Origin of the sequence: Cupriavidus sp. DB3, assembly GCF_020418465.1 — a bacterium.
Lineage (GTDB): Bacteria > Pseudomonadota > Gammaproteobacteria > Burkholderiales > Burkholderiaceae > Cupriavidus > Cupriavidus cauae.
Window position 1 is genome coordinate 614,425 of sequence record NZ_JAIZPL010000003.1, and the last position, 16,036, is coordinate 630,460.

Genomic DNA, 16,036 nt, shown 5'->3' on the forward strand with positions numbered 1-16,036 from the left:
CAGTGCCCCGGCTCGGCGCTTTGGCTCAGTGCCCCGGCTCAGTGCTGCGGTTCAGGGCTGAGGCTCACGGCCGCCGATTCACGGCCGCGGACTGCCGCACTGCCAGCAGGCGCCGAACTGCGCCTCGTGCCATTCGCCGCAGCGCGTGCAGCGCCAGCGCGGCCCCGGCGCCGGATTGGCGGCGGCATCGAGCACCGCCCACGCTTCCTCCTCGCGCGCATCGTCGAGCAGCCACACCTGCGGCGCGCTCTCCTGAAACGGAATATCGCCGGTCGCCCCGGCCAGCCAGGTATTGCGCAGTTGCGCGCGAATGCCCGCCGCCAGCAGCAGATTGCGGCAGTGGGCTGCATGCACCAGCGAGGGCGTCGACAGCAGCAGTTTCATCGGCGTCACCGGCAGTGGGGATGCGGGACACCTTAGCACGGGGTTGGGGAGAGGGGAGAGACCCCTACGGCTTGCCTACCACGGCTTCTGCTGCCGCGACTCGTGCAGCAGCTGCAGATACAGCTGATGCCGCCGCGGCGCGATGCCGCCGGCGTCCACCGCGGCCAGCACGCCACACCCCGGTTCGTTGATGTGGTGGCAGTTGTAGAAGCGGCATTCGGTCAGCCGCGGGCGGAATTCGGGGAAGGCGCGCTCGAGCATCCCTTCGGACAGATGGTGCAGGCCAAACTCCTGGAAGCCGGGCGAATCGATCAGGCTGCCGCCTTGGCCCCAGTCGTCGGGCAGGTGGTAGAGCCGCGTGAACGTCGTGGTGTGCTTGCCCGAATCGAGCTTGGCCGAGATCTCGCGGGTTTGCGCCTCCACGCCGGGAATCAGCAGATTCAGCAGCGACGACTTGCCCATGCCGGACTGGCCGATCAGGATGGTCGCGCGCCCGGCGGTCAGGGGGCGCAGCTGCGCCAGCGCGTCCTCGGGGTTGCCGTGCACCGACAGCTCCACGGTGCGATAGCCGAGCTGGCGGTACAGCGTCAGCCGGCGACGCGCCTCCTCCAGCCGTTCGGTCAGGTCCGTCTTGTTCAGCAGGATCAGCGGCGCGATCTCCAGCGCCTCGGCGGAAACCAGCGCGCGGCCCAGCAGGTCCTCGGAGAAGCTGGGCTCGGTCGCCAGCACGATCGCCACCTGGTCGATATTGGCGGCCAGCAGCTTGGACTTGAACTGGTCGGAGCGATGCAGCAGATTGCGGCGCGGCTCGACCTCGACGATCACGCACTGGTCCGCCGCGGCACGCTCGACGCGCACGCGATCGCCGACCGCGCATTCGCTCTTCTTGCCGCGCGGAAACGCATGCATGCGCGTGCGCTCGCCATCGTCGAGCTCGATCACATAATGGCGGCCGTGCGCGGCGACGATCAGCGCGGTGTCTCGTTTTGACTCGCGCGTCGATGCGCCTGGCAATGCGCCAAGCACGCCGCGGCCGGCGGCGGCGCCGCCTCGTTGTCGGGCGGGGCGGTTCATGCGTGCGCCAGCAGCCGGTCGATGCGCTGCGCCGCGGGCGGGTGCGAGTAGTAGAACGCGCTGTAGAGCGGATCGGGCGTCAACGTCGAGGCATTGTCCTTGTACAGCTTGACCAGCGCCGATACCAGATGGCCGGCGTCGGCGTGCTCGGCGGCGAACGCATCGGCCTCGAACTCGTGCCGGCGCGAGGTCAGGCTCGACAGCGGTCCGAGCAGGAAGGTGAATACCGGCAGCGTCAGGAAGAACAGCACCAGCGCCAGCGCATGGCTGTCCGACATCAGGTTCGGCAGCACGCCCAGGCCCGTGTAGAACCACGCCTGCGTCGACAGCCAGCCCAGCAGCGCGAGGAAGGCCAGGCTCAGCGCGAACGTCACGACGATGCGCTTGACGATATGGCGCCGCTTGAAGTGGCCGAGCTCGTGCGCAAGCACGGCCTCGATCTCGTCGGCGTTCAGCCGCGACAGCAGCGTGTCGAAGAAGACGATGCGCTTGGCCGCGCCGAAGCCGGTGAAATAGGCGTTGCCGTGCGCGCTGCGGCGCGAGCCGTCCATCACGAACAGGCCCTTGCTGGCGAAGCCGCAGCGGCGCATCAGCGCCTCGATGCGCTGCTTCAGCGTCTCGTCGGTCAGCGGCTCGAACTTGTTGAACAGCGGCGCGATCCAGGTCGGGAAGATCACCAGCAGCACCAGGTTGAAGGCCATCCACACCACCCAGGTCCACAGCCACCACCACGGTCCGGTCCGGTCCATCAGCCACAGCACCGCGAGCAGCAGCGGCAGGCCCAGCACCGCGGCCACCACCAGCATCTTGATGGTGTCGAGCAGCCACAGCCGCCACGTCATCCGGTTGAAGCCGAAGCGCTGCTCGATGCCGAACTGCGCGTACAGCGTGAAGGGCAGCTCGGCCAGCCCGCCGATCAGCGCGACGCTGGCGATCAGCGCGACGCCATAGGCATAGCCGGGACCGAAGGTGCCGTACCAGAACTGGTTCAGCCAGTGCAGGCCGCCGAGCAGCGTGAAGCCGATCAGCACGGCGGCGCCGGCCAGCACTTCGAGCATCGACAGCCGCGTGCGGGCGATCGTGTAGTCGGCGGCCTTGCGGTGCGCGGCCAGCGAGATGGTGTCGGCGAAGCGGGGCGGCACGGTGTCGCGATGCAGGCCGACATGGCGAACCTGGCGCGCGGCCAGCCAGAGTTTGGTGAGCACCATCACCACCAGGGCGACGAGAAAAAGCAGCGTGAACATCGGGTCCTTGCCTTGTGGGGCGGTCTAGTGCCATCGATATGCGAGAATTATATGTCTTCGCGCCGGGCCGCCGTCCGTGCTGTCCATTCGTGCAGCCCATTCGTGCCGCCGTCCGGTCGCGATCGTCCGTACCGGATGTTCCGAAGATTCCGATCATTCCGATCATCCGATGAGTCCGGTTCTTTCGATCCCTCCCGCTTCCCGATCCTCACGCAGTCCGATGACAAGCTCCAGCACCGCCGCCTCCGTACCCGCTCCCGCCTCCGTCCCGGCCCCGGCTTCCGCCACGCCCGCCGTCAAGTCGGTCAAGAGCGAAAACAATCTGGTCTGGCTCGATATGGAGATGACCGGGCTGTCGCCCGAGAACGACCGCATCATCGAGGTCGCGGTGGTGGTCACCGACTCCGAGCTGCATATCCTCGCCGAGGGCCCGGTGCTGGTGATCCATCAGGACGACGCCGTGCTCGACGCGATGGACAACTGGAACAAGGGCACCCATGGCCGCTCGGGCCTGATCGACAAGGTCAAGGCCTCGACGCTGACCGAGGCCCAGGCCGAGGCCGAGCTGCTCGCCTTCCTCAAGCGCTGGGTGCCGGCCGGCAAGTCGCCGATGTGCGGCAACTCGATCTGCCAGGACCGCCGCTTCATGGCGCGCTACATGCCCAAGCTCGAGGCCTTCTTCCACTATCGCAACCTCGACGTGTCGACGCTGAAGGAGCTGTGCAAGCGCTGGGAGCCGGCGATCCACAAGGGCTTCATCAAGCGGCAGCTGCATACCGCGCTGGCCGACATCCTCGAGTCGATCGAGGAGCTGCGCTACTACCGCACGCATTTCATTCGCAGCAGCCAGCAGGCGGAGCAGGGCGCGGCGGACGCGGGCGGCACGGCCGCCTCTACCGGCGGCGCCTGATCCTTCCCGGTTCGTCGTCCGCTTGGATGCGGGGCCCAGCGACCTGCCGCGAGCCGCTGGTCCCCGCCTGCGCGGGGACGGCGGATGATGCCGCCGCCGGTTTCGTCCCGCTCGCCATTGCCCTCACTCGTCCACCGGCACTCGTCCCACCTACATCCATCCCGCCATGCTTGAGCGCATCGTCTCGATCATCACGCCCGTCATCCTGATCATCCTGGTCGGCTGGCTGTACGGGCGCAAGGCCCATCCCGACATGGCGGGCATCAATCGCGCCACGCTGGACGTGATCGCGCCGCTGCTGGTGGTGTCGGCCTTCGTCAGCAAGGAGTTCGTGCTGGCCGACCAGGTCGCGCTGCTGGCCTGCGCGGTCGGCGTGGTGCTCGGCTCGGGCCTGCTCGCGCTGGGCGCGGCGCGGCTGATGGGCGCGGACCCGCGCACCTTCGTGCCGCCGATGATGTTCAACAACTCGGGGAACATGGGGCTGCCGCTGTCGGTGTTCGCCTTCGGGCCGGCCGGGCTGGCCCCGGCCGTGGCGCTGTTCGCGGCGTCCAACCTGATGCACTTCACGCTGGGGCTGAAGATCGTCAACCGCCATGCCTCGCTGGCGCAGATTTCGCGCAACCCGATGGTGCTGGCGACGATCGCCGGCGTGGCCCTGTCGTTGATGCGCCCGTGGTTCGCGCTGCCCGATCCGGTCTACCAGTCGATCAAGCTGCTGGGCGACGCCACCGTGCCGCTGATGCTGTTCGCGCTCGGCGTGCGGATGAAGGACGTCAATCTGCGCAACTGGGGCATGGGGCTCGCCGGCGCGGTGATCTGCCCGCTGACCGGCATCGCCTGCGCGCTGGCGCTGGCGGCGGTGGTGCCGCTGACTGAATTGCAGCGCGGGCTGCTGTTCGTCTTTGCCGCGCTGCCGCCGGCGGTGCTGAACTTCCTGGTGGCCGATCATTTCCGGCAGGAGCCGGACCAGGTGGCCTCGATCGTGCTGCTGGGCAATATCGCGGCGGTGGTGTTCGTGCCGGTGGGGTTGTATCTGGGACTGCGGTAGAGGGCGTTGGCCTGCAGGCCCTCTCCGCCAACCCCGCTGTCGCAAGCGGGGAAGGAAGGAGCGGGTAGCAAGCGCCCTTGGTGTTCTCCCTCCGACGCGCGACAGAGGCGCCGGGAGAGGGGCCCGGGGCTCGCTACCTGGACGGACGGATCGCGTGCTTGGGCCGCCAGGCCTTGACCACGGCCTCGTCGGTCTCGATGTAGGGCCCGCCGATCAGGTCGATGCAGTACGGCACCGCGGCGAAGATGCCTTGCACCAGCGGCTTGCCGTCGTCGCCGCGCAGCCCTTCGAGGGTCTCGCGAATCGCGCGCGGCTGGCCCGGCAGATTGATGATCAGCGCCGCATGGCTCGGCGTCTCGCGGATCACGGCCACCTGGCGCGACAGGATCGCGGTCGGCACGAAATGCAGGCTGACCTGGCGCATCTGTTCGCCGAAGCCCGGCATCTCCTTGGTGGCGACCGCCAGCGTGGCTTCGGGCGTCACGTCGCGGCGCGCCGGGCCGGTGCCGCCGGTGGTCAGCACCAGGTCGCAGCCGGCCACGTCGACCAGCTCGATCAGCGTGCGCGAGATCTGCGCCTGCTCGTCCGGGATCAGCCGCTCGACGCCCTGCCACGGCGAGGTCAGCGTGCGGCCGAACCAGTCGCGCAGCGCGGGGATGCCTTCGTCCTGATAGGTGCCCGCGGAGGCGCGGTCCGAGATCGACACGAAGCCGACCAGCAGCTCGTCGGGATGGCGGCGGGCGATCGGTTGGGTGATCGGCTGGCTGCTCGCTTGGCTGAGGGTTTGGGTGGGGTCGCTCATGCTGGCTCCTGGTCCTGTCCGGGTGAGGGCTCGGCCGCGGCCGAGCCGGGCTGCTCGCGTGCCTCCAGCGCGCTCTTGATGGCCTGGAACAGCTCGCGGAAGTGCCGCGGCGGCTTGGACAGCTGCTGCTCCTTGCGCGCGTTGCGGATCAGGCTGCGCAGCGCCTGCACGTCGACGGCCGGATGCTCGGCGAGGAAGCGCGTCAGCGCCTCGTCGTCCTTGAGCAGCAGCTCGCGCCAGCGCTCGATCAGATGCAGCCGTGCGGTCTCGGCCTTGCTGGTGCCCTTGAAGCCGTCCAGCGCGCGCCGGATCGCGTCGATCTCGTCGTCGTTCAGGCCGCGCATCACCTTGCCGACATACTGCATCTGGCGGCGCTTGCCTTCGTGGCTGGTGATGCGGCGGGCCTCGCGGATGGCGTCCTCGAGCACCTCGGGCATCGGCACGCGCGCCAGCCGGTCCTTGGGCAGCGCCTCGAGCTCGCTGCCCAGGTCCTGCAGCGCATGCATGTCGCGCTTGCGCTGCGATTTGCTCTTGGGCGAGTCGTCGTCGGGCTCGGGGGCGAAGGCGCCGGGAAAGCCGGCGCCGGGGGAGTGGCGGGGATGTCGCGTCATGGGCGGCATTTTATCTTGCTATGATTCCCGTTTGGGTTTCGTTTGCCTCCCCGGCTTCCGGCCCGACGCCGGAATCGCCCCTCCCACGCCCGACCTACGCCAGACTTACGCATGTCCGATCTCATGACCGACCAGAACGTCCACTTCACCTACACCCAGGCGCAACTGAGCGAAATGGCAGCCGATGTGCTGCGCGTCGCCCGCGAACTGGGCGCCACCGATGCCGCCACCGAGATTTCCGAGGGCAGCGGCCTGTCGGTCTCGGTGCGCAAGGGCGAGGTCGAGACGATCGAGCAAAACCGCGACAAGGTGGTCGGCGTGACCGTGATGATCGGCAAGCGGCGCGGCAATGCCAGCACCTCGGACTTCTCCCCGGCCGCGCTGCGCGCCACCGCCGAGGCGGCCTACAACATCGCGCGCTTCACCGCCGAGGACGACTGCGCGGGGCTGGCCGAAGAGGAACTGCTCGAACGCGATCCGCTCGACCTGGACCTGTTCCACCCCTGGGCCATCGATGCCGAGCAGGCCATCGAGATCGCGCGCCGCGCCGAGGCCGCGGCCTTCGCGGTGTCGCCGCGCATCCGCAACAGCGATGGTGCCAGCGTGTCGGCGCAGCATTCGCAGTTCGTGCTGGCCACCACGCGCGGCTTCGTCGGCGGCTATCCGTATTCGCGCCATTTCGTCTCGTGCGCGCCGATCGCCGGCAGCGGCAGCGGCATGCAGCGCGACGACTGGTATTCGTCCAAGCGCGCGCCCGAAGCGCTGGCCGAGCCCGAGGCGATCGGCCGCTACGCCGCCGAACGCGCGCTGGCGCGGCTGCATGCGCGCAAGCTGTCGACGCGCCGCTGCCCGGTGCTGTTCGAGGCCCCGCTGGCGGCGGGTCTGCTGGGCGCCTTCGTGCAGGCGGTATCGGGCGGCGCGCTCTATCGCAAGTCGACCTTCCTGTACGACACGCTCGGCAAGGCCGTATTCGCCCCGCATATCGACATCCACGAGCGTCCCCACGTGCCGGGCGCGATGGGCAGCGCGCCGTTCGACGAAGAGGGCGTCAAGACCCGCGCCCGCGACGTGGTGCGCGACGGCGTGGTGGAAGGCTATTTCCTGTCGACCTATTCGGCGCGCAAGCTCGGCATGCAGACCACCGGCAATGCCGGCGGTTCGCACAACCTGGCGCTGACCAGCAAGCTGACGCAGCCGGGCGACGATTTCCCGGCGATGCTGCGCAAGCTGGGCACCGGCCTGCTGGTGACGGAGCTGATGGGGCAGGGCGTCAACTACGTGACGGGCGACTATTCGCGCGGCGCGTCGGGCTACTGGGTCGAGAACGGCGTGATTCAGTATCCGGTCGAGGAAATCACGATCGCCGGCAACATGGCGGAGATGTTCCGCCAGATCGTCGCGATCGGCGCCGACACGCTGGTGCGCGGCACCAAGGAGACCGGCTCGATCCTGATCGAGCAGATGACGATTGCGGGGAATTGAGCGGAAAGCTCGCTCGCTCAAGCGAAGCCGGCGGTGTTCTCCCCTCTCCCGCATGCGGGAGAGGGAGTATCGTTATCGCCAGTGCGCTCGCTTCAGCGCTGGCCGATTCTGGCTGCTGCTTACTCCGGCGCCCGTTCGTACGTCACGAACGCATAGTCGAAGCCGTTCGACTCCGAATGATGCCGCTCGCGCTCGGTGGCAATCCACCGCCGCGGATCGATCTCGGGGAAGTGGGCATCGCCCTCGATATCGGCGTCGATCTCGGTGACGATCAGCCGGTCGGCGCTGGGCAGCGCCTCGGCATAGAGCTGCGCGCCGCCGATCAGGAAGACCTGCTCGACGCCGACGCACAGGCGCAGCGCATCCTCGAGCGAGGACGCGGTTTCCGCGCCTTCCAGCCGCAGTCCCGCATTGCGGCTCACCACGATATTGCGGCGGCCCGGCAGCGGCCGGCCGATCGATTCCCAGGTCTTGCGGCCCATGATCACCGGCGCGCCCATCGTGGTGCGCTTGAAGTGCGCGAGGTCCTCGGGCAGCCGCCACGGCAGCGTGTTGTCGCGGCCGATCACGCCGTTGCGCGCGCGCGCGACGATCAACGTCAGCAGCGTCATACCGCGACCGGGGCCTTGATGGCCGGATGCGATTCGTAGCCGACCAGCGCGAAGTCCTCGTAGCGGTAGTCGAAGATCGAATCGGGCTTGCGCAGGATCTGCAGCTTCGGCAGCGCCATCGGCTCGCGCGCGAGCTGCGTGCGCACCTGCTCCTCGTGGTTGCTGTAGATGTGGCAGTCGCCGCCGGTCCAGACGAAATCGCCGACTTCGAGGCCGGTCTGCTGCGCGATCATGTGCGTCAGCAGCGCATAGCTGGCGATGTTGAACGGCACGCCGAGGAAGATGTCGGCGCTGCGCTGGTACAGCTGGCACGACAGCCGGCCGTCGGCCACGTAGAACTGGAAGAACGCGTGGCAGGGCGGCAGCTTCATGCGGGGGATGTCGCCGACGTTCCAGGCCGACACGATCAGCCGGCGCGAATCCGGATTGCCGCGGATCTGTTCGATCAGCTGGGCGATCTGGTCGATGTGCTCGCCGTTGGGCGCGGGCCACGAACGCCATTGGTAGCCGTAGATCGGGCCGAGCTCGCCGTTCTCGTCGGCCCATTCGTCCCAGATCGTGACGCCGTTTTCCTGCAGCCAGCGCACATTGGTCGAGCCCTGCAGAAACCACAGCAGCTCATAGATGATCGACTTCAGATGCAGCTTCTTGGTGGTGACCACCGGGAAGCCTTCGCGCAGGTCGAAGCGCATCTGATAGCCGAACACCGAGCGCGTGCCGGTGCCGGTGCGGTCCGCCTTGACGGTGCCATGCTCGTACACATGGCGCATGAAGTCGAGATACTGTTTCATCGGCGTCGGAAAGGAAAAAGGGCCGCAGCGCGGCGGCTTGCGGGCCAGGCCGTCATTCTAGCCGATGCGCCTCGAACGGGCGCCGGCATGAAAAAAGGGGCGGCCCCTGTGGAGCCGCCCCTTGATCCGATCTCGTCATTCCCGCGCGGGCGGGAAGCGAGCGTGCTGCTTACTGGCTTTCGACCGCCGGTGCGCGGCGCTTCTGCACCAGATAGCCGGCGCCAAGCACGCCGCCGATGATCACGGCATACAGCAGCCATGCCAGCGCCGGGTTGGCGGCGAAGAACGGCTTGACCAGCGGTTCGCCCAGGATCATCTTGGCCGCGGTGAAGGCCAGCACGCCGGCGCCCAGGTAGATGATGACCGGGTAGCGCGACATCAGCTTGAGCACCAGGCGCGAGCCCCAGACCACGATCGGGATGCTGATCAGCAGGCCCAGCACCACCAGCAGGAAGCTGCCGTGCGCGGCGCCGGCCACGGCCAGCACGTTGTCGACGCCCATCACGGCGTCGGCGATGATGATGGTCTTCATCGCGCCGGCCAGCGTGGTCGCCGGGGCGCCGTGCTCGTCCTCGCCGTTTTCGTCCGACAGCAGCTTGTAGGCGATCCACACCAGCGCGAGGCCACCGACCAGCATCAGGCCAGGGATCTTCAGCAGCCAGACCACGCCGATGGTCATGGCCGAACGCACGACCACGGCGCCGATGGTGCCCCAGACGATGGCCTTCTTTTGCAGATGCGGCGGCAGATTACGCGCCGCCAGCGCGATCACGATGGCATTGTCGCCAGCGAGCACCAGGTCGATGACGACGATCGACAGCAGTGCCGTCAGAAACTGCATCGTGAACAGATCGGTAAGCCACTCCATGAACTCTCCTATTGGAAACGTGAAATACAGGTTCGCCTGGAGTCATGCAGCCGCGGACGGGAGCCTCTGCAAACCATGAATCCAGGTTGCAAAGGTCTTGCTCGACCGACCGGCGATTCGCCGGTACGGTCAGCACAACCGGAGGCCGCAATGGGGACGCGGCGCTCGTAATGACGATTGTGCTAAGGGCGGGCTGCCCTGGAGCTACTCCCCTTTGAAGGGGCTTGGCCGTGGTCGGCCTTGCTTGGGCACGGATTATAAACGAGGTCCATGGCGATTGTCGCCTTTGCGGCAAATGGCGTTTACCCTCGCGGCGGGCCATGGCGCGTGGCCCCGGGGCGATCGCGCGGGGTCCACGGCGGGGCCACGGTGGCGGTGCGGCGAGGGCCGCCACGCGGCGTGTCGGAGGCAGCCGGGCAGGCAGAGGGGCCCGATAGCGCCTATCCTTACCGGATCGGCAGTGGCCGATGCGCCGCCGGACAGCGATGGCGGCGCGTCCTTCTGCCCGCACCGGCCGCTTGCCGCGGCGGTGTGCCGGGGGTTCGGGGTTGTGCAGTGCCCAGTGACATCCAGCCACATCCAGCCACATCAACCGACCAGAAGGAAGAACTCCATGCCGGCTGATTCCATCGGTATGCCATCGCGCCGCCTTCGCCAGGACAATGGATCCGGACCGCGCGCCGCTTCTTCATCGTCCTCGTCTTCTTCGTCCCCTTCTTCGTCCTCTTCTTCAGCCCCTTCTTCGTCGTCGTCTTCTCCAACCACCAACGGGGCCGCCGCCGCGGCTTCGTCCCTCGCCAAAGCCCGCTCGCGTTTCGGCGATCCGCTCGCCTTCGTGCAGCAGTACCGCCACGACGACGAGGCCGAGCGCGCCGACCTGATCGACGGCCTGCTGGCGCCGCACGCCAGCGTCCAGCCCAAGCACTTCTACGACGTGCTGGGCTCGCGGCTGTTCGAGGCCATCACCGCCTTGCCCGAGTACTACCCGACCCGCACCGAGGCCGAGATCTTCGCCGCGCATGCCACCGCGATCGGCGCGCGCTGCGGCAGCGGCGGCGTGCTGATCGACCTGGGCGCCGGCAATTGCCAGAAGGCTGCGCGGCTGTTCGGCGTGCTGCGCCCCGCCCAGTACGTCGCGCTCGATATCTCGGTCGAGTTCCTGCGCGACACGCTGGCCGGCCTGCAACAGCAGCATCCGCAGATTCCGATGATGGGACTGGGCGCGGACCTGTGCGCGCCGCTCGCGCTGCCGGCGCCGATCCGGCAGGGCCGGCGGCTGTTCTTCTATCCGGGCTCGAGCATCGGCAACTTTGCGCCCGACGCCGCGCTGGCGCTGCTGCAGCGGCTGCGCGCCGCGGCGCGCCAGGGCGACGGCGTGCTGATCGGCGTCGACCTGCTCAAGGACGAGGCGCAGCTGGTATCGGCCTACGACGATGCGCTGGGCGTGACCGCGGCGTTCAACCGCAACGTGCTGCGCAACGTCAATCGCGCGATCGACGCCAACTTCGCGCTGGCCGACTGGCGCCATGTCGCCAGCTTCGACCGGCAGGGCTCGCGTATCCAGATGCATCTGCAAGCGGTGCGCGACGTCGAGGTCCACTGGACCGGCGGCGGCCGCGCCTTCCATGCCGGCGAGCGCATCCATACCGAGGACTCGCACAAGTACCGCGTCGAGGGCTTCGCCGCGCTGCTCGAGGAAGCGGGCTTTGCCGATCCGGTGTGCTGGACCGACGCGCGGCAATGGTTCGCGGTGTTCCACGCGCGGGTGCCGGCTTGACGGGGGTGATGGTCTCACCGGGCCCGATGGCCCCACTGCGCCTGAGGTCTCAACGGCCCTGAGGGTCTCGACGCGCTTGACGGGCCTGAGGGTGAGGCGAAGGCCCGGCGCCAAAGGCGCGCCCGGGGAAGGGAAAAGCCGCGGTGTCATAATGTCCGCTGACATGCCGCCCGCGCTGCGAGCGGTTTTTCCAGCGGCGTTTGACGAGACGGGCAATCCGATGAGCGGCTTCACCATGCTTCCCGATCTGTATTTCACCGGCGGCCGGCACGACTGGAGCGACGCGCGGCGCCTGCCGCGCGAGGGGCTGGCGCAGGCGCTGGTCGACAGCCGCAACCGCACGCTGGCCTGGCTGTCCGCGTTCGGCGCGGCCCGCCGCGGCTGGATCGTGCCGCGCCAGTACGATGCCGATCCACCGCTATGGACGCTGGGCCATCTCGCCTGGCATGCCGAATGGTGGTGCCTGCGCGACGTCCAATGGCAGGAGCGCGCCGGCGTGCTGCTGCCGGTGCCGGCCGCGCCGGCGCTGCTCGACGGCGCCGACGAATGGTTCGATCCCGAGCGCATCGGCCCCGATGCGCGCTGGGAAGTGGCCTTGCCCGACGTCGCCGCGCTGAAGCACTACGCGGCCTCGGTGCTCGACGCGGTGCTGCGCCGGATCGCGCTGCTGCCCGACGATGGCGACGACACGCTGTATCCCTTCCGCCGGGCCCTGCAGCACGAGGACGCGCAGATCGAGCGCATCGCGGCGCTGCTGCAGGCGCTGGCGATGGCGCCCGACGATCCCGCGCTGACCCGCCCGCCGGTCAGCGTGCCCGACGCCGGCACGCTGCAGTTTCCCGGCGGCCGCTTCACGCAGGGCTGGGGCGAGCCGGACGGCTTCGCGATGCCCGACGAACTGCCCGCGCAGCCGACCTATGTGCCGGCCTTCGAGATCGACGCCGCGCCGGTCACCAACGCGCAATACCTGGAATTCGTCGACGACGGCGGCTACGAGCGGCCCAACTGGTGGTCGCCCGCCGGCCGCCAGTGGCTGATGACGCAGGAGCGCTCGGCGCCGCGCTACTGGGAGCGCCATGCGCAGACGCGCGCCTGGATGGCGCAGCGCTTCGACACGCTGCGCACGCTCAATCCCGACGAGGCGGTGCGCCACGTGACGCTGTACGAGGCGCAGGCCTGGTGCGCCTGGGCCGGCCGCCGCCTGCCGGACGAGGCCGAGTGGGAGATGGCCGCGGTGCAGAATCGCGGCGGCTTCCGCTGGGGCATGGTGCGTGAATGGACCGCGACGCCGTACGAGCCCTATGCCGGCTTCGCCGACGTGCCCTCGCACCCGGGTCCCGGCGACAGCGAGATGCAGGCGCGGTTCGGCCTTTGCCAGGCCGTGCGCGGCGCCTGCTTCGTGGGGCCCACGCGGCTGCGCCATGCGCGCGCGCGGCTGGCGCTGGCGCCCGAGGAAGACGCGGCCTTCGTGGGGTTCCGTACCTGCGCGCTGTGAGCGCTGTCAGCGCTTTGAGCACTGTGGGCGCTCCGAGTGCGTAACGCCCCGAAGAACCGGCGACGAAGCGGCGAAGCACCGGCGACGCGGATCGTCCCGCCATGAAAAAGCCCCGCCGAAGCGGGGCTTTTTTCGTTGCCGGACTTGCCGTCCCGCTTGCGCGAGAACGGCATCGCCGTCGGTCGATCAGTGGATCAGTGGATCAGTGGATCAGTGGATCAGTGGATCAGTGGATCACCAGGCGGGTGAACGGATCCACATAGGCCTGCAACGTGACGAACAGGCCCACCAGGATCGCCAGCACGACCGAGTGGAAGAACACGTAGCGCAGGATGTCGCCCTCGTGGCCGTACCACTTGGTCGCGGTCGAGGCCACCACGATCGATTGTGCGTCGATCATCTTGCCCATCACGCCGCCCGAGCTGTTGGCCGAGGCCATCAGCACCGGCGACAGGCCAAGCTGCTCCGCGGTGGTCTTCTGCAGGCCGCCGAACAGCACGTTCGACGCGGTGTCCGAACCGGTCAGCGCGACCCCCAGCCAGCCCAGCATGGTGCCGAACAGCGGGTAGAACACGCCGGTGTGGGCAAAGGCCAGGCCCAGCGTCGCGTCCAGGCCCGAATAGCGGGTCAGGTAGCCGACGCCGAACATCGCGCAGATCGTCAGCAGCGAGTAGCGCACCAGCTTGATGGTGTTCCAGTACTCGCGCAGCAGGCGCGGCACCGAATAGCCCATCAGCAGCCCGCCGACGACGGCAGCGACCAGGATGCCGGTGCCGGCCATCGACAGCACGTTGAAGTTGAACACCGCGGCCTCGGCGACCTGCTGCGGCACCACCGGCGGCACCTTGAGCACGGCCTTGTCCAGGCCCGGGATCGCATACTTCCAGGACCAGATCGCGTCGAAGGCCTTCTTGATCTGCGGCACGCCCCAGATGAAGACGAACACGGTCAGGATGACCCAGGGCATCCACGCCTTGGCGGTCGAGATGCCGGCGGCAGCGGCGTTGGCGCGCGCCTCGGCGGCGACCGCCTCGGGATCGTCGACCTTCGACTCGTCGTGGCGACCGAGGATCTTGGTGGTGGTCCAGATCTTCTTCGGCTTCCAGACCTTCAGGAACAGCGCCAGCGAGCCCATCGACACCAGCGCGGCGATCACGTCCACCAGCCACGGACCGTGGTAGTTCGACACCAGGAACTGGGGGATCGCGAAGCTGACGCCCGCTACCAGGATGGCGGGCCAGACTTCAAGCATGCCGCGGAAGCCGGCAAAGGCCCAGATCAGCCAGAACGGCACCAGCACCGAGAACAGCGGCAGCTGGCGGCCGATCATCGCCGACAGGTCGAGCAGGTCAAGGCCGGTCACGGCCGACAGCGCGATGATTGGCGAGCCGAGCGCGCCGTAGGCAACCGGCGCGGTATTGGCGATCAGCGCCAGGCCCGACGCGGCCAGCGGCGAGAAGCCCAGGCCGATCAGGATGGCGCCGGTCACTGCCACCGGCGTGCCGAAACCGGCCGCGCCCTCGAAGAAGGCGCCGAAGCTGAACGCCACCAGCAGCAGCTGCAGGCGCCTGTCCTCGGTGATGCCGGCGATCGAGCCCTGCAGCACCTTGAACGAGCCGTTCAGCGTGGTCAGCCGGTGCAGGAAGATGATGTTCAGCACGATCCAGCCGATCGGGAACAGGCCGGAAGCGATGCCCAGGCCGGCGGCCTTGCCGGCCATCGCGGCGGGCATGCCGAAGATCGCCGAGGCGACCACGATGCCGACCACCAGCGCCAGGCCGGCGGCCAGATGGGCCTGCAAATGAAAGAACGCCAGCGCGCCCAACAGCACCGCGACCGGCACGCCCGCGGCGAGCGTGGACAGGGCCATGCTGCCGAGCGGGTCGTAGACTTGACTCCACACGATTGAATCCTCCTCAGTGATGGGCCGGCGAGCCATCCTTCTGCGGGCGATCCTCGCCGGTTTGCCTGCGCACGACAGGGACGCGCAGGGGTGACCCAAGCTTCGCGCACGAGCAAGCGAAGGATTTTAAGGACGGCTATAGGTCACCCGCGATACATCGCGTCACGATGGGCGTGAACCGGATTCAGGAATCAGGGTTTGCCCGGGGCGCGCGTCCGGTGTGCAGCGTACTCCAATTGTTGCGGAACGGAAATGTCTGCTTGCCGGCACGGCGGGCGGGGAAGGAACAACTGCGGGGGAGGGAACCGCTGCGGAGATGGTGTTCCGGCGGCTGGCCCGGCGCCAGCGCCGGGGCCATCGGAGGTGTTCAAGCCAGCGGCAGCACCAGGATGCCCGACGCGGCGGGCCGCGCGCGCATCTTCGCCAGCCAGCGCTCCAGCTCGGGGCGCGGCTCGCGCTGGATCGGCATGCCCATCCAGCGATGCGCGGCGCAGGCCAGCGAGATGTCGGCCATACTGAAGCGGTCGTCGCAGATGAATTCGCGCCCGGTCAGCGCCTTGTCGAGCAGGGCGGCCAGTGGCTCGGCCCGCGCGATCGAACGGGCGATCGCGTCGGCGTCGCGGCGCTCCGCCGGCGTGCGCACGGTCTGCACGAAGGCGTCGACCATGGCCGGCGTGAAGGCGGTGTTCTGCCAGTCCATCCAGCGGTCGGCGGAGGCGCGGGTGCGCACGTCCTCCGGCCACAGCGTGCCTTCGCCATACTGCGCGCACAGGTAGCGCACGATCGCATTCGATTCCCACAGCACGAACGGCTCGCCGCCGATATCGGTGCCGCGGAAGTCCTCGATCACCGGGATCAGCCGGTTCGGGTTCAGGCGGACGTAGGCCTCGGTATCCAGGTCGCCGCGCGTGACGCCGATATCGATCCGCTCGTGATCGAGATGCAGTTCGCGCGCGCACCAGACGACCTTCTGGACGTTGATCGAAGAGAGCCGGCCCCAGATGCGCAACATATTGGTCTTCCTTGTTCTGGTTGG

Annotated in this window: 16 protein-coding genes; 5 read left to right on the plus strand and 11 right to left on the minus strand. The window is 68.4% G+C overall.

Annotation, left to right across the window (positions count from 1 at the left end; all coding sequences use genetic code 11):
* Positions 1-78 precede the first annotated feature (78 nt).
* The 3 genes from K7G19_RS12320 to K7G19_RS12330 all read right to left on the minus strand — a co-directional run bounded on the left by K7G19_RS12320 (position 79) and on the right by K7G19_RS12330 (position 2,702).
* On the minus strand, positions 79-384 hold the full coding sequence (locus tag K7G19_RS12320; protein WP_149316964.1) for a putative signal transducing protein: 306 nt from the start codon (positions 382-384) through the stop codon (positions 79-81).
* 75 nt (positions 385-459) lie between these two features.
* Positions 460-1,458 carry a ribosome small subunit-dependent GTPase A gene (gene rsgA, locus K7G19_RS12325; RefSeq protein WP_226107482.1) on the minus strand — a complete coding sequence of 333 codons (999 nt, stop codon included), beginning with the start codon at positions 1,456-1,458 and terminating at the stop codon, positions 460-462.
* Positions 1,455-2,702, minus strand: a complete 1,248-nt coding sequence (locus K7G19_RS12330; protein ID WP_150084899.1) for a M48 family metallopeptidase — start codon at positions 2,700-2,702, stop codon at positions 1,455-1,457. The genes rsgA and K7G19_RS12330 overlap by 4 nt, the downstream gene beginning before the upstream one ends.
* 220 nt (positions 2,703-2,922) lie before the next feature.
* Between K7G19_RS12330 and orn the strand changes: the two genes are divergently transcribed.
* Both orn and K7G19_RS12340 read left to right on the plus strand, forming a co-directional pair.
* Positions 2,923-3,612 carry an oligoribonuclease gene (gene orn, locus K7G19_RS12335; protein WP_150084898.1) on the plus strand — a complete coding sequence of 230 codons (690 nt, stop codon included), beginning with the start codon at positions 2,923-2,925 and terminating at the stop codon, positions 3,610-3,612.
* A gap of 166 nt (positions 3,613-3,778) precedes the next feature.
* Positions 3,779-4,660 carry an AEC family transporter gene (locus tag K7G19_RS12340; RefSeq protein ID WP_226107484.1) on the plus strand — a complete coding sequence of 294 codons (882 nt, stop codon included), beginning with the start codon at positions 3,779-3,781 and terminating at the stop codon, positions 4,658-4,660.
* 133 nt (positions 4,661-4,793) lie between these two features.
* Here the strand turns inward: K7G19_RS12340 and mog are convergent, their stop codons facing one another.
* Together mog and yjgA are read right to left on the minus strand one after the other, a co-directional pair.
* Positions 4,794-5,462, minus strand: a complete 669-nt coding sequence (gene mog / locus K7G19_RS12345) for a molybdopterin adenylyltransferase (RefSeq protein ID WP_226107486.1) — start codon at positions 5,460-5,462, stop codon at positions 4,794-4,796.
* The gene (gene yjgA / locus K7G19_RS12350; protein WP_370639531.1) at positions 5,459-6,073 is read right to left on the minus strand and encodes a ribosome biogenesis factor YjgA; all 615 of its coding nucleotides are present in this window, start codon (positions 6,071-6,073) and stop codon (positions 5,459-5,461) included. The genes mog and yjgA overlap by 4 nt, the downstream gene beginning before the upstream one ends.
* A 111-nt stretch (positions 6,074-6,184) precedes the next feature.
* Between yjgA and pmbA the strand changes: the two genes are divergently transcribed.
* Positions 6,185-7,555, plus strand: coding sequence for a metalloprotease PmbA (gene pmbA / locus K7G19_RS12355; RefSeq protein ID WP_226107489.1), 1,371 nt, complete (start codon positions 6,185-6,187; stop codon positions 7,553-7,555).
* 119 nt (positions 7,556-7,674) lie between these two features.
* Here the strand turns inward: pmbA and K7G19_RS12360 are convergent, their stop codons facing one another.
* The 4 genes from K7G19_RS12360 to K7G19_RS25085 all read right to left on the minus strand — a co-directional run bounded on the left by K7G19_RS12360 (position 7,675) and on the right by K7G19_RS25085 (position 10,626).
* Entirely contained in the window at positions 7,675-8,166 is a 492-nt protein-coding gene (locus K7G19_RS12360) for a dihydrofolate reductase (RefSeq protein WP_149316971.1), read from the minus strand.
* A complete protein-coding gene (locus K7G19_RS12365; protein ID WP_226107491.1) occupies positions 8,163-8,957 on the minus strand; it encodes a thymidylate synthase in 795 nt (264 codons plus the stop codon). The genes K7G19_RS12360 and K7G19_RS12365 overlap by 4 nt, the downstream gene beginning before the upstream one ends.
* A gap of 169 nt (positions 8,958-9,126) precedes the next feature.
* A complete protein-coding gene (locus K7G19_RS12370; RefSeq protein WP_149316973.1) occupies positions 9,127-9,825 on the minus strand; it encodes a TerC family protein in 699 nt (232 codons plus the stop codon).
* Between the two features lie 588 nt (positions 9,826-10,413).
* Positions 10,414-10,626, minus strand: coding sequence for a hypothetical protein (locus K7G19_RS25085; protein WP_150084895.1), 213 nt, complete (start codon positions 10,624-10,626; stop codon positions 10,414-10,416).
* A 34-nt stretch (positions 10,627-10,660) separates the two neighbouring features.
* Between K7G19_RS25085 and egtD the strand changes: the two genes are divergently transcribed.
* Both egtD and K7G19_RS12385 read left to right on the plus strand, forming a co-directional pair.
* The gene (gene egtD / locus K7G19_RS12380) at positions 10,661-11,602 is read left to right on the plus strand and encodes an L-histidine N(alpha)-methyltransferase (protein WP_149316974.1); all 942 of its coding nucleotides are present in this window, start codon (positions 10,661-10,663) and stop codon (positions 11,600-11,602) included.
* Between the two features lie 220 nt (positions 11,603-11,822).
* Entirely contained in the window at positions 11,823-13,097 is a 1,275-nt protein-coding gene (locus K7G19_RS12385; protein ID WP_150084894.1) for an SUMF1/EgtB/PvdO family nonheme iron enzyme, read from the plus strand.
* A gap of 226 nt (positions 13,098-13,323) precedes the next feature.
* On the opposite strand, the gene K7G19_RS12390 is transcribed toward K7G19_RS12385, so the two are convergent.
* On the minus strand, positions 13,324-15,000 hold the full coding sequence (locus tag K7G19_RS12390; RefSeq protein ID WP_150084893.1) for an L-lactate permease: 1,677 nt from the start codon (positions 14,998-15,000) through the stop codon (positions 13,324-13,326).
* A 367-nt stretch (positions 15,001-15,367) separates the two neighbouring features.
* Positions 15,368-16,012, minus strand: a complete 645-nt coding sequence (locus tag K7G19_RS12395) for a glutathione S-transferase family protein (protein WP_149316977.1) — start codon at positions 16,010-16,012, stop codon at positions 15,368-15,370.
* Between the last annotated feature and the right edge of the window lie 24 nt (positions 16,013-16,036).

What these genes read in the sequence shown, in the direction of transcription:
- K7G19_RS12360 (WP_149316971.1), bottom strand. Translation starts at nt 8,166, where the DNA reads ATGACGCTGCTGACGTTGATCGTCGCGCGCGCGCGCAACGGCGTGATC.
- K7G19_RS12370 (WP_149316973.1), bottom strand. Translation starts at nt 9,825, where the DNA reads ATGGAGTGGCTTACCGATCTGTTCACGATGCAGTTTCTGACGGCACTG.
- K7G19_RS12330 (WP_150084899.1), bottom strand. Translation starts at nt 2,702, where the DNA reads ATGTTCACGCTGCTTTTTCTCGTCGCCCTGGTGGTGATGGTGCTCACC.
- rsgA (WP_226107482.1), bottom strand. Translation starts at nt 1,458, where the DNA reads ATGAACCGCCCCGCCCGACAACGAGGCGGCGCCGCCGCCGGCCGCGGC.
- orn (WP_150084898.1), top strand. Translation starts at nt 2,923, where the DNA reads ATGACAAGCTCCAGCACCGCCGCCTCCGTACCCGCTCCCGCCTCCGTC.
- K7G19_RS12340 (WP_226107484.1), top strand. Translation starts at nt 3,779, where the DNA reads ATGCTTGAGCGCATCGTCTCGATCATCACGCCCGTCATCCTGATCATC.
- K7G19_RS12320 (WP_149316964.1), bottom strand. Translation starts at nt 384, where the DNA reads ATGAAACTGCTGCTGTCGACGCCCTCGCTGGTGCATGCAGCCCACTGC.
- K7G19_RS12395 (WP_149316977.1), bottom strand. Translation starts at nt 16,012, where the DNA reads ATGTTGCGCATCTGGGGCCGGCTCTCTTCGATCAACGTCCAGAAGGTC.
- yjgA (WP_370639531.1), bottom strand. Translation starts at nt 6,073, where the DNA reads ATGACGCGACATCCCCGCCACTCCCCCGGCGCCGGCTTTCCCGGCGCC.
- K7G19_RS12365 (WP_226107491.1), bottom strand. Translation starts at nt 8,957, where the DNA reads ATGAAACAGTATCTCGACTTCATGCGCCATGTGTACGAGCATGGCACC.
- mog (WP_226107486.1), bottom strand. Translation starts at nt 5,462, where the DNA reads ATGAGCGACCCCACCCAAACCCTCAGCCAAGCGAGCAGCCAGCCGATC.
- pmbA (WP_226107489.1), top strand. Translation starts at nt 6,185, where the DNA reads ATGTCCGATCTCATGACCGACCAGAACGTCCACTTCACCTACACCCAG.
- K7G19_RS12385 (WP_150084894.1), top strand. Translation starts at nt 11,823, where the DNA reads ATGAGCGGCTTCACCATGCTTCCCGATCTGTATTTCACCGGCGGCCGG.